The 15,924-nt window shown below is 57.8% G+C and carries 10 protein-coding genes; 8 read left to right on the plus strand and 2 right to left on the minus strand.

All coding sequences use genetic code 11. The annotated features are described in order from the left end of the window. Window positions 1–98 precede the first annotated feature (98 nt). Complete coding sequence (locus FE784_RS39170; RefSeq protein ID WP_139607734.1) at window positions 99–293, minus strand: hypothetical protein; 195 nt, start codon at window positions 291–293, stop codon at window positions 99–101. A 312-nt stretch (window positions 294–605) separates the two neighbouring features. Between FE784_RS39170 and FE784_RS39175 the strand changes: the two genes are divergently transcribed. From FE784_RS39175 to FE784_RS39200, 6 genes are all read left to right on the plus strand, one after another. Continuing rightward, window positions 606–1,625, plus strand: a complete 1,020-nt coding sequence (locus FE784_RS39175) for a Gfo/Idh/MocA family protein (protein WP_139607735.1) — start codon at window positions 606–608, stop codon at window positions 1,623–1,625. Between the two features lie 30 nt (window positions 1,626–1,655). Continuing rightward, window positions 1,656–2,627: a Gfo/Idh/MocA family protein gene (locus FE784_RS39180; protein WP_139607736.1), complete on the plus strand. Its 972-nt coding sequence runs from the start codon at window positions 1,656–1,658 to the stop codon at window positions 2,625–2,627. A gap of 987 nt (window positions 2,628–3,614) precedes the next feature. After that, a complete protein-coding gene (locus tag FE784_RS39185) occupies window positions 3,615–5,390 on the plus strand; it encodes an ATP-binding cassette domain-containing protein (protein ID WP_246132384.1) in 1,776 nt (591 codons plus the stop codon). A gap of 13 nt (window positions 5,391–5,403) precedes the next feature. After that, entirely contained in the window at window positions 5,404–7,275 is a 1,872-nt protein-coding gene (locus FE784_RS39190) for an ABC transporter ATP-binding protein (protein WP_246132385.1), read from the plus strand. Window positions 7,276–7,365: 90 nt separating this feature from the next. Next, window positions 7,366–8,631: a lysophospholipid transporter LplT gene (gene lplT, locus FE784_RS39195; protein WP_139607739.1), complete on the plus strand. Its 1,266-nt coding sequence runs from the start codon at window positions 7,366–7,368 to the stop codon at window positions 8,629–8,631. 261 nt (window positions 8,632–8,892) lie between these two features. Beyond that, on the plus strand, window positions 8,893–9,888 hold the full coding sequence (locus FE784_RS39200) for a hydroxyacid dehydrogenase (RefSeq protein ID WP_139607740.1): 996 nt from the start codon (window positions 8,893–8,895) through the stop codon (window positions 9,886–9,888). A 254-nt stretch (window positions 9,889–10,142) separates the two neighbouring features. Here FE784_RS39200 and FE784_RS39205 read toward each other — a convergent pair whose 3' ends face one another. Continuing rightward, window positions 10,143–12,251 carry an AMP-binding protein gene (locus FE784_RS39205; RefSeq protein WP_139607741.1) on the minus strand — a complete coding sequence of 703 codons (2,109 nt, stop codon included), beginning with the start codon at window positions 12,249–12,251 and terminating at the stop codon, window positions 10,143–10,145. A 234-nt stretch (window positions 12,252–12,485) separates the two neighbouring features. Between FE784_RS39205 and FE784_RS39210 the strand changes: the two genes are divergently transcribed. Together FE784_RS39210 and FE784_RS39215 are read left to right on the plus strand one after the other, a co-directional pair. Then, complete coding sequence (locus FE784_RS39210; protein ID WP_139607742.1) at window positions 12,486–14,168, plus strand: RNA polymerase sigma factor; 1,683 nt, start codon at window positions 12,486–12,488, stop codon at window positions 14,166–14,168. Window positions 14,169–14,254: 86 nt separating this feature from the next. Then, window positions 14,255–15,709 carry a VOC family protein gene (locus tag FE784_RS39215; protein WP_139607743.1) on the plus strand — a complete coding sequence of 485 codons (1,455 nt, stop codon included), beginning with the start codon at window positions 14,255–14,257 and terminating at the stop codon, window positions 15,707–15,709. The last annotated feature ends 215 nt before the right edge of the window (window positions 15,710–15,924 follow it).

Below are 15,924 nucleotides of genomic sequence, written 5' to 3' on the forward strand. Positions count from 1 at the left end.
CAAGCTGAGAGACCGGCTGCTGGCGGACGGGCAAGTTCTCCAGTGGAACCGGTGACGTGAGGCGGCAATCCTGAATTCAATTCCAGTATTAGCGATCTTCATTGCGCCAATTTATCGTTTTTAGGGTTATCGACATGACTGAACCGGATTTCGCTATTGCTGAACTTAAGTTCAGCAATAGTAAAATTCGGTTCGTTGTTTTGCCGGAATGCCGAATAGGAGACGCGAGTCGACGATTTCCCATGCCCTTGGGCAGGCGACAGCCGCCAGTAGCGTTCCAATGCCCGCCCCATTCCAAGACGTCCTCATCGCGAATCTTTCAATTCCGCTCCCGGCTAAAAGGTTTAAAATTTTCATGGTGAAACAGCGGAATCCATGATAGTATGTTTAAAAGAAACATTAAAATGTTTGATGCAAACATCGATTTCATTCCGAATTCACACTCTCTTTTCTATAATGTAGAACAGAGACGCATCTTGTCATGACCCGACGAATGGTTGGAATCGATCGATTGCCATTATCATTAGGGGCTCCCCGGAAAGCGCTCGGAGTTAAGCTTCGCAGCTTTGAGTTACTTTCAGGGGACGAAATGAGGAGGAGTCTGTATGGGAATGTTGCGTTTTGCCGTTGTTGGGACGGGCTGGGTTGCCGGGGAGTATTTGAAAGCGATTGCGAAACGTCCGGATGCGGGAGTCACCGTAGTCGTCAGTAAAAATACGGAGCATGCGAAGAGCAGACTGTCCGAGCTAGGAATCGACGCGCGTGTCGTCTCGAGCTATGAGGAAGCGGTGAAAGCGTCCGACGTGGATGCGATCGTATTGTGCACGACCCCGGATTTGCGGCCCGAGCAGGCGGTATTGGCCGCTCGGCACGGCAAGCATCTCGTCATGGAGAAGCCGCTAGCGATGGACCGGGCAGGCCTGTGGAGCATTGCGGAAGCTTTGGAGAAAAATCCAGTACATACGGCGGTCAGCTTCGTCTTGCGATGGAATCCGTCGTTCGCGAACACGAAGGCTCTAATCGACGATGACGCGATCGGCCGCATCTATATGGCCCAGATCGATTACTGGCATCATGTCGGTCCGCAATACGGACAATACCGGTGGAGCAGGACGAAGGCGCAAGGCGGAAGCAGCATGCTGTCGGCGGGCTGTCATGCGGTCGACGCGGTACGCTTCTTCGCGGGCGATATTACCGAAGTGACGGCATACGGCTGCCACACGTGGAAAGATTCGGAGTACGAGTTCGAGCCGAACGCGATCGCGATCTTCAAGCTGAAGAACGGCGGCATCGGCAAAGTATCGTCTTCGCTGGAGTGCAAGACGCCATACAAGTTCAATGTCCATCTGCTGGGCGAGAAGGGCGCGATCATGAACAACCAGCTGTTCAGCCACAAGCTGCCGGGACAGAAGGATTACGCGACGATCCCGACGATTTTGCCGGACAGCGGCGACGTATCGCACCATCCGTTCGTGGAAGAGATCGATGACTTTATCGATTCGCTCCGCAACAGTACGTCTACGCGCTGCGATTTCTCGGACGCGTACAAGTCGATGGAAGTCACCTTTGCGATCGACGAATCGATTGCAACCGGCAAAAGCGTGAAGCTTCCGCTTGCCGAATAACCAGACATTTCGAAAGGTTGGGTTAACGCCATGAGTGTTAAACTTGGAATGATCGGTGCGGGCGGTATCGCCAAGAGCCATATGAACGCGCTGAAAAAAGTGGAGCGTGCGAAGATTGTCAGCATCTTCGATCTGAATACCGAAGGCGCCGAGCAGGCTGCCGCAAGCGTAGGGGCGAAGGTGGCGGAAAGTGCCGACGCGCTGCTGAATCCCGCCGAGATCGACGCCGTATTCATCTGCGTTCCGCAGTTTGCCCGGGGGGATCTGGAGGAGATTGCCGCCAAGCGAGGCATTCACGTCTTCGTGGAGAAGCCGCTCGGTCTGGAGCTGGAGCTTGTGGCCCGCAAGGAGCAGGCCGTTCGCGAAGCGGGGATCCTGAACTCGGTCGGATACGTATTGCGCTACTACGACACGGTCCAGAAGGCGAAGCAATATTTGCAGGGAAAGACGATTCACCTTATTCAAGGATTCCGCATCGGCGGCTCCCACCCGGCGCCATGGTGGAGTCAGCAGCATATGTCCAACGGCAACCTGGGCGATGCGGTTACGCATCAAATCGATATGATCCGTTATTTGGCGGGCGAGTATAAGGAAGTAACCGCCCAATTCGGCCGCAATACGATCAAGACGCTGAAGCCCGAAGCGACGATTCCGGATGCCGGTGCCGTTACGTTCTCGATGGAGTCCGGCGCGGTCGGGACGATTACGGAATCGTGCCTCTCTTCGTTCCACAGCGGCTCGGAAATCAAATTTATCGGGCAGGACTTTTTCCTGCAGCTGACCGGAAACGGAAAGACGCTGACGATTATCGACAATACGCAAAACGTGACGATCACATCCAAGCAGGACCCCGTATACGAGCAGGATAACGCGTTCGTCGAAGCCGTCGCCGCGGGCTCGGGCGATTCGATCCTGTGCGGCTACGCCGACGGGATGCGGACGCTTGCGTTCACGATTGCGGCCTACCAAGCAGCCGAAGAACGTGGTACGGTTAAGGTTTAAGCGAGATCCGAGCATTCCTGTATCCTATATATTCGAATCCCAAAAAGCCGGGGCTAACTATAGCAACCGGCTTTTTGGGCAATATAGAGTTTAAGATTCGGGGTCCCCGCAAAGTACCTGATAAGCATCGGAGCAAAAGCCCCGCTTTGTGCGGTTATTTCGGCATGTCAGCACGATCCGCGAACGAACAAAACGAGCACGTCTACGCGATTAACGGAACGGATTTCCGTTATGTTCTTGACATATGCGACTTTTGCGAAAATAACGGAACCACGTTCCGTTATTTTCATTTTATCGGCCGGGATCGGGAACGAAACGCCAAATAACGGAATATTTTTCCGTTATGTTCTCGATGTAAGCGACTTTTGCGAACATAACGGAACCACGTTCCGTTATTTTCATTTTATCGGCCGGGATTGGGAACGAAACGCCATATAACGGAATATTTTTCCGTTAAGAGGCCGTCGACAGCGGGATGCGGAACAATTACGTACGTAGGTTCCGCTATTGGTTAACGCCGAACTGCTATCAGAGTACTGATCGGCAGCAGGCTTGGGCGATGCTTAGCGGTTGTAGTTGTTTGGGCGTATTCCGGGGAAAAGGAACTGCTGTCCAGCCTTTCTGAAGCTTCAGGGGTATTCCTTTTGGAATGAGTGACCAGTCAAACGATCGTTTAACTTACATAAGTATCCGCCTTCAAGCGGGTGTCCTCGATTACTCCGAGCTCGGCTGTCCGGTCAGATCATGTCCGGGAAGATTGTACGCCCCAACCTTCGGCCGGAGAAATGGAAATCGGATATGGGGGGTATAAAGTTCGGTTTCAACCGTTTTTTCCATGGCAGCTTCGCATTTCCGATTGTATAATGGAAAAGTTTTCATATCCGGGATAACGCTCCGGATCGAGCGGACATTATTCATTCGAAAGGATGATCGCACATAACCGAAACGTTTCGGAGCTTTCGCAATGCCGCATCCATACTGTACCGGGTGGAACGGAAACCGGTAATCGTGCTGGCGCTGACCTTATTGCTCGCATTGCCTCTGCTGCCCGCCGAGCTATGGTTCGTCAAGACGCTGGTCGATCGCATACAGCAATGGAGCGCGCCGCAGCCGATCGGACCGATTGTGGCTTCGGCCGCATGGCTGGCCATATTGATGGGCGTCATCAACATCGGCTTGGGCGTGCCGATCCCGATGGCGCAGACGCGTCTGAACGAGATCGGCGCGCTCGAAGGACAGCGGCTCTTGCTGCATAAGACGGCCCGCCTTCCCCTTGCTTCGGTCGAAGCGCCGCACGTCGGCGATTTGCGCGAGCGTGCCATGCAAGTATCCATTTACGAGACGTTTAATACGGGAATTCAAATGATGCAGAACGTCATGCGGGCGGCCATATTGATCGGCATTATGCTCGTATACGGCCAGACGCTTCCGGCGGTCGCCGTCTGCGCTGCCGCGTTGCTGCTCGCGTACGTATCCGGCCGTTCGGCGGAAAGCCTCGAGAAGCTGAACCGGATGCAAGCCCCGAACCGCAGACTGCTGTCGTATTACGCCTCGCTGATGACGAGACGGGAAGCCGCGAAAGAAATCCGTTTATTCGGCTTGGGCGGTCTTCTGGCGGACCGGTGGAAGAGCTCGTATGAGAGACAAGCCGACGAAACGGGGAAGGCCGTCCGTGCGTCCGAGCTGCGCAAAATCGGGCCGGAGCTGCTAAGCGCGCTCGTAGGCGGTCTTATTGTCGCCATGCTGGTGCTTCTGCCGGGAGCGAGCGAACTGTCGGCGGGCGACTTCTCCATCCTGTTCATGGTCGTGACGATGCTCGTCTCGCAGCTGCCCGACCTGATAGGCGGCGGAGTGATTTTGCGCCGACAACGGCTCAGATGGGAAGATTTTCGCGCCTATATGGAGCTGGAGGAGGATAAGGATCGGAGAGAAGAACAAGAGCCCGTAGACAGCAACGCGAAAATACGAACGGATGTAAGTTCCGAAGCAAATGGCGCTGTTGCGTCGGCCGGTCCGGCAAACGGATTTCTGCTGCAAGTCCGGGACTTGCGGTTCCGTTACCCCGGCGCTCTCCGCGATACGATTCATGACCTCAGCCTGACGATCCCGCCGGGCTGCACGGCGGCGTTGGTCGGCGAGAACGGTTCGGGCAAATCGACGCTGGTGAAGCTGCTGACGGGCTTATACGCACCCTCGGCCGGTGAAGTCGTCTGGCGGAACGTCGGGAGAGACGCGGTGGAGGTGAAATCAGCAGCTTCGGCAGGAGAGAGTTTCTCCGCAGTGTTTCAGAATTTCGCCAAGCTTCAAGTCACGTTGAGGGAAAATGTGGCGCTCGGCAAGCTTTCCGCGATCCGCGAAGATACGGCCTTGCAAGCGGCTTTGCAGGACGCGGGGAGCAAGCTTCACGGACTCGACCGGCAGATCGGCGCGCCTTTCGGCGGTATCGAGCCGTCGGGAGGCGAGTGGCAGAAAATCGTAACCGCGCGGGCGCTGCTGCGCGATGCGGGCTTCGTCTTCTTCGACGAACCGACGGCCGCGCTCGACCCGCAGGCGGAAAAAGAAGCGTTCGAGCTGTTTCTTCGCGTGACCGAAGGACGCTCCGCGCTTCTTGTCACGCATAGACTAGGGGCAGCAAAGCTGGCGGATACCATTTTCGTGCTGAAGGACGGCCGGCTTGCGGAACAGGGGACCCATGAAGAACTGATGCGGCGAGACGGCGAATACAGCCGGATGTTCCGGTTGCAGGCGCGCTGGTATGAATGAAAGGAGCGGCCCATTGAACACGAATTCGTATGCATCCATCCTGCGAGGGGTCTTGCCTCTGTTTGTCCGGATATGGCGCGATATGCCCGTGCTCACGGCGGTATGGCTGGCATTCCCGCTGCTGCTCGGGGCGCTGGTCGTTCCTGCCTATGCGGCGCAAAAGCAGTTGATCGATCTGTTCGTAGGCGGAGTCGGCCGCGATTGGCGGGATTTGCTGGAAGCGGCTTGGCCTGCTCTTGCATGGTTTACCGGCGCTGCGCTGCTGCGCGTCGTCATTACGGCATGGCAAAACACGGCCGATTGCGGATTCCGTAATCGCGCCGCGTTGCTCGTCCGGACCGCTGTGCATGAACGGGCTGTCGGCGTACCGTTGGAGCGGATGGACGACCCCGGATACTACGATCGGCTGCAGAGGGCGGAGAGCGTCGCCGGGGAGGAATTGCTCGGCGTGCTGCAAAACGCCTTTTCCTTGCTCCGATTGCTGTGCGAGCTGCTCGGGCTGCTCGCCGTCGCTTCCATAGCCGGTCCGGTTGTCGGACTTGTGCTGGCGGTCGTATTCTCCGTATCGTTCCTGATCCGGCTGGAGTCGGACATCGTGAAACGGCGATTGAACCGGGACTTGACGACGGCGGGCCGACAATCCGATTATTTGCGCGAAACGATCGTGCTGCCGGAGACGGTCCGGGATATGCGCATTGCCGGATCGATCGGATATTTGATCGGGAAATGGAACGGCGGGATGCGCCAATCCCTGGAGCTGCGCGGCAACGCGAACAGACGGGAGATCCGGCGAGGAATTGTGGTATCGACCGTGCAAATTGCCGGCTTGTTCGGGACTATCGCATGGATGGCTACGCAAATGAATGCAGGCGGAATTACGGCCGGTACGCTCGTTATCGTATTACAGGCGATGCGGCAAGCGCACGGGATATCGGGCAGGGCTGCATTTCCGGTCGGGAAGATGTACATTCAGAGTGCCAAAATCGTCGACTTGGCCGAATTTCTCAAAGAACCGCCAATGATGAGTCCGCAGGGGAACAGCGGTCCGCTTAGAAAAGGCAAGAACGGCGCCGGAAAGCGTGGCGAACGGATATCGGCGCCTGTATCGGCAGGGAGTGTCGCTCCTGGAGAAACGGGCACGATCGAGCTTTCGGACGTCTCCTATACTTATTACGGCGCGGACGAACCCGCACTTCGGGACATCCGGCTGACCTTGCGCCCCGGCGAGACGGTAGCGATCGTAGGCGAAAACGGTGCGGGGAAAAGCACGCTGGCCAAGCTGCTGCTCGGCTTGTACCGGCCGACATGCGGAAAAATCGCCTGGGACGGTACCGATTATGGAGATCTGGATCCGGCGCTGCTGCGCCGTTCCGTCTCTGCGGTGTTCCAGGATTTTGTCCGATACGAGACGACTTTGCGCGATAACGTCGGTATCGGGCTGCCGGATGAGGAAAGTGCCGACGAGTCGATACGTCGGGCGCTGCGGGTTGCGGGAGCCGACCGGCTCGAGAGCATGCCGGGCGGACTCGACGCCCGTGTCGGACTCGTGTCGGAGGGCGGACGCCAGTTGAGCGGAGGACAATGGCAGCGACTGGCGATCGCCCGCGCGGCGGTGCGCGATGCGCGCCTGCTCGTGCTCGACGAGCCGACGGCGGCGCTTGACCCGCAGCACGAGACAGAGCTGTACCGTTCGTTCCGGGAGCTTGCGAAAGGACGGACAGTGCTGTTCGTCTCGCACCGGCTCGGCTGGGCCCGTTATGCGGACCGGATAGTCGTACTGCGGGACGGGCGGATCGTCGAGGAAGGATCGCACGGGATGCTGATGGCGGCCGGCGGGGATTATGCCTCCATGTTCCGGGCGCAGGCGGAATGGTACCGGGGATGACGTGCCGTCGTACCGGAATACTCAATTTCCGCTTTTGCCCATTCGCCGGTTCCTGCTACAATATATAGCGTGGATCGAAGAGCCGTCTCGATGCGGCTCATGGAGAAAGGATGGGGGTATACGTTGCCGTCCGGCAAAATGAGGCTGTCGCCGCTGAACGCGGTCGTGCTTACGCAATTTTTAAGCGCATTTGCGGATAATTTGAACTTTTTTCTGATCGTCGGCATGGTGAAGCGCCAGGGGGTGGAAAATCCCGACGGAACGGTCGCCTACATCCAGATGGCGTTTCTGTGCGCCTATGTGCTGCTCGCTCCGATCGTAGGAGCGCTAGCGGACCGGAACGCGAAATCGCACGTGCTGCTGTTCGGCAATATTTTGAAGGCGAGCGGCATTGCGCTGCTGTTGTTCGGCTTGCCGCCGGTACTGTGCTATTTGTTCGTCGGCATCGGAGCGGTCGTCTACTCCCCGGGGAAATACGGAATTTTGTCGGAGCTGACCCGGACGGAGGACGAACTGCTGAGGGCGAACGCAAAGGTGGAGGGCTCGACGATTCTCGCTATTTTGCTCGGCACGGTCGCCGGCGGCTTTTTGGCCCAAAGCTCCGATTTGCCGGCAATTTTGACCTGCCTCTGCGTCTATCTCGTATCGCTTGCGATGACGCTGCTCGTTCCGGCTCAGGCCGGGAACAGGAGCCTCCGTTACGGCGCGGAAGCCCGCCAATTTTTCCGCGACTGCGGCAAGCTGTTCCGTCATCCGAAGAGCAGATTCTCGCTCATCGGCACCGGTTCGTTCTGGCTCACCGCCTCGGTGCTCCGAATCGCTTTGATCGCTTGGCTGCCGCTCAATCTGGGCATAACGGATACCGACCAGCAGTCGATGATCATCGGCGTAACCGCTCTCGGCGTCGTGGCCAGCGCCTTCGTGACGCCGAGATGGGTGCCGGCCGGCAAGCTGCATCGGGCTTTTTACTTTGGGCTCGGTATGGTGCTGACCGTCATGGTGGCCACGCTGATCCATTCGCTGTGGCTGACCGTAACGTTGTTGTTCTTCACAGGATTGTTCGGCGGCATCTTCGTCATTCCGCTCAATACGATGCTGCAGGAGGAAGGGAAGGAAAGAATCGGCTCGGGCAAAACGATCGCCGTGCAAAATTTCGTCGAAAACTCGCTGACCGTCACCGGGCTGGCCATCTACTTGACGCTGACGGAAATGCGGGTGTCGGTCAACGGCTCGGTAATCGGCATCGGGATCGTGCTGCTGCTGTTCATTTTATTTCTTGCCACGCAGCTCGGAAAAATCCGCGGCGGCGGAACAGCGGGGACCGAGGGCGACGCCGGGCGGGATAATGCGGGTTAAGCCTGGGTGGATATACAACGGCTAGGCCTGGTACGGATCGGTTTTGCATCGAATGCGCCATGATGAGGATCGCCCGTCGACCGGTCGATTCGGGAGATTGCTTTCCGAACGGCCGGTTTTCGTTTTACTCGAGGCAATAAAGACATATTATAGACGCGGAAATCGCCCGCAGCTCATTGACGGCGCATGGAAAAAACCGTATGTTTATTTTGGGGTTAGTATAGGGTTAGTCTTGACAAGATAAGGGGATGGAAGCAAACGATGAGTGTAAAAATAGCGGTATTGCCCAGGCCAAGCGTACAAAGACGGATTTTCGACCAAAGCCACTGGGAGCAGTTGGAGACGATCGGAACGGTCGTCCGCAATATGTCGGAAGATCCGTTGCAGCCCGAGACGGTGCAATCCGTCATTCAGGGAGCGGATATCGCCATAACGTCTTGGGGATGCATCCCGTTGACGCGCGACATTCTCGATTTCGCCCCCCATTTGAAAGCCGTCCTTCACGCCGCGGGTACGGTCAAAGGAGTCGTTACCCCGGATCTTTGGGATAAAGGAATTCTCGTCTCCAGCGGCAACGGTCCTCTCGGCGTCGGCGTAGCCGAAACGGCGCTCGGACTCACGATCGCTTCGCTCAAGCATATGTGGAGGTTGACCGATTCAACCCGGAACGGAGGCTGGGGCGCCGAACGACAGCAAGTGAGGGAGTTGTATCGGATTACGGTCGGCGTCGTCGGCGCGGGCAAGGCGGGAAGCCACTATATCCGTCTGCTGCGGAATTTCGAAGTGGAGATTCTCATTTACGACCCGATTTTGACCGTGGAGCAGGCCGAGGCGATGGGGGCGAAAAAGGCGGACCTGGAAACGGTGCTGGCCGCGAGCGATGTCGTCTCCATCCATGCGCCGTCGTTGCCGGAGACGTACAGAATGATCAATCGCGAGCGTCTGGCGCTGATGAAGGATGACGCGATCCTGATCAATACGGCCCGAGGCGCGCTGATCGATGAGGCGGCTCTTGTGGACGAGCTGCGGAAGGGACGTTTGCTCGCCTGCCTCGATGTCACCGATCCGGAGCCTCCGGCGCCCGATCATCCTTTGCGCAGCTTGCCCAATTGCATCTTGACCCCGCATATCGCCGGGGCGGTCAACAACGGCATCAAGCGGATCGGCCAGTTCGCGATCGATGAAGCGAAGCGGCTGCTCGCCGGAGAGAAGCTGGAGGGCGAGGTCAAAGGGGAGCAAATGAACGTCTTGGCCTGATCGCAGGCGGATGCAAGCGATTCGGATAAGCGGCAAAGCAGCGCGCGTCTCGCCGGACGCGCGCTGCGTCGTTTATAGAAGGCCGTCAGGCCGTGTTGTCCGGAAACTTTACCGTTAATGCTCAAATGAACGCAATTTCGGCAAAATGTCACTTTTTGCATCGAATTAGGTTCGTATCGGCGTCATACATCCTTCTCAATCGACTCTGCTACTCCAACGACACTGCAACGCCGCTAGCCGAAATGCCGCCCCGCTCAATCTTCCATTCCCGCTTCCGCCCATTGCTTCAACGTCACGTAGTCCGTTTTGCCGCTGCCGAGCAACGGCAGCTTTTCCGTATAGCGCAGCTGCGACGGAAGGAGCAGAGGCGAAGCGCCGAGCGATTTGAAGCCTTCCTTCATGATCGAGTGCGCGAGCTGCGGGGACGAGTGGAACAGGACGATCCGCTCCCCTTTGCGGGAATCGGGGACGTTGACGGCCGCGGCCTGAATGCCGGGGAAGCAACTCTCGATCAGCTCTTCGACCGCATTCAACGATACCATTTCCCCGGCGATTTTCGCGAACCGCTTCCGCCTGGACAAGACGGTTACGAAGCCGTCCCCGTCGATATCCACCACGTCTCCGCAATCGTACCAGTCCGGACACGGCACGAAGCCTTGGCCGTGCAGCAAATAGCCCTTCATGACGTTGGGTCCCCGCACGAACAAGCTGCCGCCCGCGATTCCCGGTATTTTTTCCAGCACGCAATCGATCCCCGGCAGCAGCCGGCCTACCGTCCCTTTCTTGAAGGCAAGCGGGGTATTCAGCGCCAGTACGGGCGCGGTCTCGGTCGTACCGTAGCCCTCGAGAATGCGGATGCCGAATTTGTCGTACCACAGCTGCCGCACCTCGTCCTTCAGCTTCTCTGCGCCGGCGACGGCATACCTCAACGAGTAGAAATCGTACGGATGGGCAACCCGGCCATAAGCGGCGAGAAACGTCGGCGTTCCGAACAAAATCGTCGCATTGTTGTTGTACACGAGCTCCGGAATCACTTTGTAATGAAGCGGACTCGGGTACAGGAACAGCTTCATTCCGCTCAAAATCGGCAGCAGCGTTCCGGCCGTCAGTCCGAACGAATGGAACATGGGCATCGCGTTGAACACTTTGTCCTTCGGCGTAAAATCGATCACCGACCGCGCCTGCTGGATGTTGGCGAATATATTTCGATGGCTCAGCACGACTCCCTTCGGCTTGCTCTCGCTCCCCGAGGTGAACAGGATCACTTCGTTCGGTCCCGGGAGCGCGGGCCGTTTAAGTCGATAGTCGATCAGCCCTTTCAGTTTGTCGGCAAAGCGGACCGAGCCTTTCAGGTCCTCCAGATACAGCACCTCATAGCGCTCTTCGAACAGCTCGACTAGCTTGTGCAGCTTCGCTTTCTCCACGAATTGGCGGGAGGTGACGACCGTTCTCGCCGAAGCCGTCTCGCAGGCATCCAGCAGCTGCCGCTGTCCGCTCGAGAAGTTCAGAATCGCCGGGGCTTTGCCTATGCGGATCAGGGCGAACAACGCCACGACGTGACCGATCGCATTCGGCATAAGCAGAGCCACGTTCGTTTCGTTCGGCAAACGAGGATAAAGCTTGCGTCCGAGCACATAGCTTGCCAGCAGAAGCTGCTTGTAGCCGATCTTCTGGGAGGGATCCTCGCAAACCGGAAAATCGCTCCCTCCCCGCGCAGCCGCCTCGATCAGCTCATCGAATAAATTCACATCCGGCTTCATGCGGCTTTCGAACAGCTCCCGGCCGAGCATTCTGCCGATTTGGGCGGCCGCTTGTTCTTTCCGCGCTTTGATCGGCAGTCCGGGGTCGCTGTCCATCCGATACGATTTGCCGAACGCGATGTCGACTCGCGGGAATAGCCGTCTTCTGGGAAGCTCATGCATATAGGACAGCTTGGAGCGCTCCAGGCCGTTTATGACTACCGGATGAATCGGCACTCCGGTTTTCAGCGCGATATAGCCGACCCCTCCGTATATTTTCATCATGCCGCCGGTTGTCGTTATTCGGCCCTCGGGAAATACGACGAGCGGAGAACCTTTCCGTACCGTTTTGATCATATGCCTGACCGAATACGGATTTTGCGGGTCTACCGTTACGATGTTGCAAAATCGCAACAGCGACGCGAATCGTTTGGCGATATCCGTATTGACCACAAACACGACTTCCGGAGGAAGCACGAGCATCAGAAACAAGCCGTCCAGAAGCGAGACGTGATTGGGCAGCAGCAGCGCGGGTTTGCTCGGGTCCAACCGGTCCAAGCCGCTTATTCTCGCCCGGAACAAACGAAACACGATCCATCTCAGTATTGCCAATATCACCTTCACGGCGATCATCTCCTTAGGGTGAGAGCAAGGTGACCGGTCAATTGTGCGTATGGTTAAGACCAGGTCCTAATGCCATTGTATGCTAAAATTCGCCAAAGGAAAGTACTATCTTCCTCTAGTACCGGGAACATTCGTTCTTTTTTCCGGCGGAAGAAGAAAGGAGTTGCTCGTGACGAAGCGAATTCATAAGGAAGCGGCATAGATTCGGAATATCCGGGACTGAGGTCATGTACGATGATTGAAGAACAACGCGTTGATCGCGATTTGGTAGAAAAAGCAAGGAGCGGCGATGCGGAATCGTTCGGGGAGTTAGTGCGCCGTCACCGAAGCCTTATGCTGGGTTGGGCGGATCGGGTAGTGCGCAACCGGACTAAAGCGGAGGATGTCGTTCAGGATGCGCTTCTGCAGACCTTAAAGAAAATCGGCAGTCTGGACCAGCCGGACAAGTTTGTTCCGTGGCTGCGGACGCTTGTGCGCAATCAGGCGCTGATGTCGATCCGGGGAGGCTCGAGCAAACGCGAAGTCGCGTTCGGTGACGGATGGGGCGACAAGGAGAACGAGGCCGAGCGCGAGATCGGGCGGCGGAGGAGCAAGGATGACGTTGACGATCCGCAGCGTGCCGCGATCGGGCGGGCGGCCGTAGTCGATGTCCGCAAGCTGCTCAAGCGGCTGTCCGAACGCGAACGCGCCGTAATCGAAGCCCACCTGATCGCGGGTATGCCGGTTCAGGAGGTTGCCCGGATGCTGGACATGACGAGCGGCGCCGTCTACACGAACGTTTCCAGGGCGAGGAAAAAGCTGTCGGAAGCCCGCTACGAGGATGAAATCGAACGGTACGTGTCCGCCCGGCGCAAAGCCGGGAAGCCGACCGTACGCTTGGTCGAACGGGCCCGCGACTGCCATCGTTTTGCCGGTGCCTATAACACGATGGCTTCCATGATGCTGGTTACGCTGGCGACTTCCGGACATCGGAACGTATCCTTAACGGACGTAATGGGTGCGACGGGCCACGCTTTCCGGATACAGGTGACGGCCGACATCGGATTAAGCGGACCGTACGCGTACGATTGGAAGGAAACGATGAGGGAAGGGTACCGCCGGTTGGGCTATTCCGTATCCTTATTCGGCGGGGCGGGGGCACTCATCGAGCATCCCGATGATCTGATCGACGCGCTGGACGATCTGTTCGATTCGCTGGAAAAAGGAGTCCCGATCGTAGCGTGGAATGTGAACAATGCCGAATTCGGCATGATTGCCGGGTTCGACGACGATAAACGGTCATGGGCGGTCACGGATACATCTGCGGCCGACAAAAAGCTTGCTTACTCCCGGCTGGGACGATTGCGCGAAGACACCGAATGGTTCGCGGCCGTGCCGGGACGTCGCATCGATGCCGATCGAGCGGACCTTTTAAGCAGCTTGTTCGCCCAAACGGCCCGCCACACTCGCGGGGTCGGGCGGGAGGACGGCAAGTTGCAGTCTTCCTATAGTCTCGAGGGCGAGACCGCTTATCGGACGTGGATACGGCTGCTGGACCGGCAATCGTTGCGGGACCCGCTCGGTGCCGCTTATAATGCGGCGGTATTGTATGAAGCCCGCAAGCACGCGACGGCTTATTTGCGCGGTATGCTCGAGAGCGGATATTTGTCCGCGCTATGCCCGTCCGCCGTCCCTGCAGTCACGCATGCGCAGCGTCAATACGCGCGGGTCGCGGCGTGCTGGGAAGCGGTCGCCAAGCTGTTCCCGCTGCCGTATGGCGCAGATCCGACGGCACCGGGCCCGGCAGACCGGGCGGCCCGGCTGCTCGAGCGGGCCTGCGAAGCAGAGCTTGCCGCCGCCGACGCTCTCGAGGAAGCGGCAGGCTTGATTTCCGGCAATCGAAACCGGGCGAAACGGAACTTTTATAAAAATAAATGAACCGCTGTAAGATAGTTCGCAATGGATGCATCCACGTTACGAGGCGCAATAAAGCGTACTGAATCTCATCGGGGAGGAATGGAAAAATGAGCGAATCGAAGACGGCATTTCCATCTTCGCAGACCGTACACCCGATCGCGAATCGGGTCGGCGGCGTGTTCATGCACGTCAGCAACATGGAACGATCGGTCAATTGGTATCACAGGCTGTTCGGCATGCCCGAACGGTCGAGCGTCACGGATAAGGTGCATGCGCTGGCCATGCAGGGAGGACACGACTTCGTGCTGGACCAGCACGGCTATGACCGCAAGCTCGCGCCGAAAGACAGACCGATGCTCATGTTCGATTCCCCGGACGTGCATGCCGCGTATCGATACTTGCGGCAGATCGGAATAACGCCGGAATCGCGGATCGAGGAATATCCCGGCATGGCTTTTTTTACTTTCCGCGATCCGGACGGAAATTTGTTGATGGTCTGCGGCAAGCCGGGCGGCAAGGAGGACGAGGACGACATAACGAAAACGTCCGCCGGAACAGCTCCGATCCGCTACGATGCCGGAGGCTGCGAGCTGGTCGTAAGCGAGTCGTCGTATTGCGGCGAGGTTGCCGGCGAAGGGCTGGAGCTGACCGGCGGCGCCTTTACGGATTCCGCATATGCCGCTCCACTCCGAATCGAAACGACGCTGCGGCTTCAAGGCGGCTGTCTGCGTCTAAGGTACGGCAAGCACGGAATGCTTACGTTCAACTACGGACCTACCGCCAATAACGGAGTCGGGGAAGAATTTTACGTCCGGCATCCGGCCGTGAACAAAGATTACGGCTATCTCGATAAAGGCGCGATTCCGACGGGAGAATGGGTGCGGGTGAACTGGACGATCCAGGAACGCTCCATGGAGGTGCATGTCAACGGCCGATTGTTTCATACGCAGCAGGGCTATTTCGGCAATCTGGTATCCAAGGCGGGCATCGGCTGCGATAACGGACGCATCACGGTCAAATCGTTCGCAGTCGAGCCGCTGTCCGAGGAAGAGACGCTGCCCCGGCTCGCCGTATCGCGGAATGGAATGGAAGCGGCGGACGAGCTCGTGCCGGATGTCTCCTGCTTCCCTGAGCTTACGGCGGAAGGGCTGTGGCTCGCTTACAACGACGAATGGGGAAGCGCCCGCACGAAGGAGGCTTATGCGACCCCGTTTACGGTGGAGGCGGTCGTACGCAGCGATACGAATTCGATCGTGCTGTACGGTGGAGCTTCGGCACGCGCGAAATTTCATCCGGACGGCTCGTTCAGCTTCCTGGACCCGGTCACGAAGGAAGAGGTTTGGGCAGAAGGAAAAGGCCGGCTGCCGGAAGGCTTTTCAACGGTTCAGTGGCGGATGGAGGCGGACCGAACGACGGTTGCGGTCGACGGAGAGCTGCGTTTCGAGCGCGGCGGGGACTACACCGGCTGCCGGTTCGCGATCGGTATCGGAGCCGATATCGGCTCCGCCGTCACTGTAAAGTCGGTAAGCATTGATGATGAGAAGCAAGCCGGCATGCAATAGCGGTGGAGCGGGAGCACGAGGGGGAGACGTGTTTTCAACCGCGTCGAGCTCCCGTCTGTCGGACTGTCGACGTAATCGGTTCAATCCATCCTGAATAACGCGTGCCGCTTGACCGAGTTGCGATAAAAAGCAAACGGAAGCAGCCCGACCTGGCGCAAGCGAGGCCACTGAAAAAGTACTTTCGACTTATTTCAAAGATGAAAAAAGACCGTTTT

The sequence above is a fragment of the Paenibacillus hemerocallicola genome, assembly GCF_006265175.1.
Lineage (GTDB): Bacteria > Bacillota > Bacilli > Paenibacillales > NBRC-103111 > Paenibacillus_AB > Paenibacillus_AB hemerocallicola.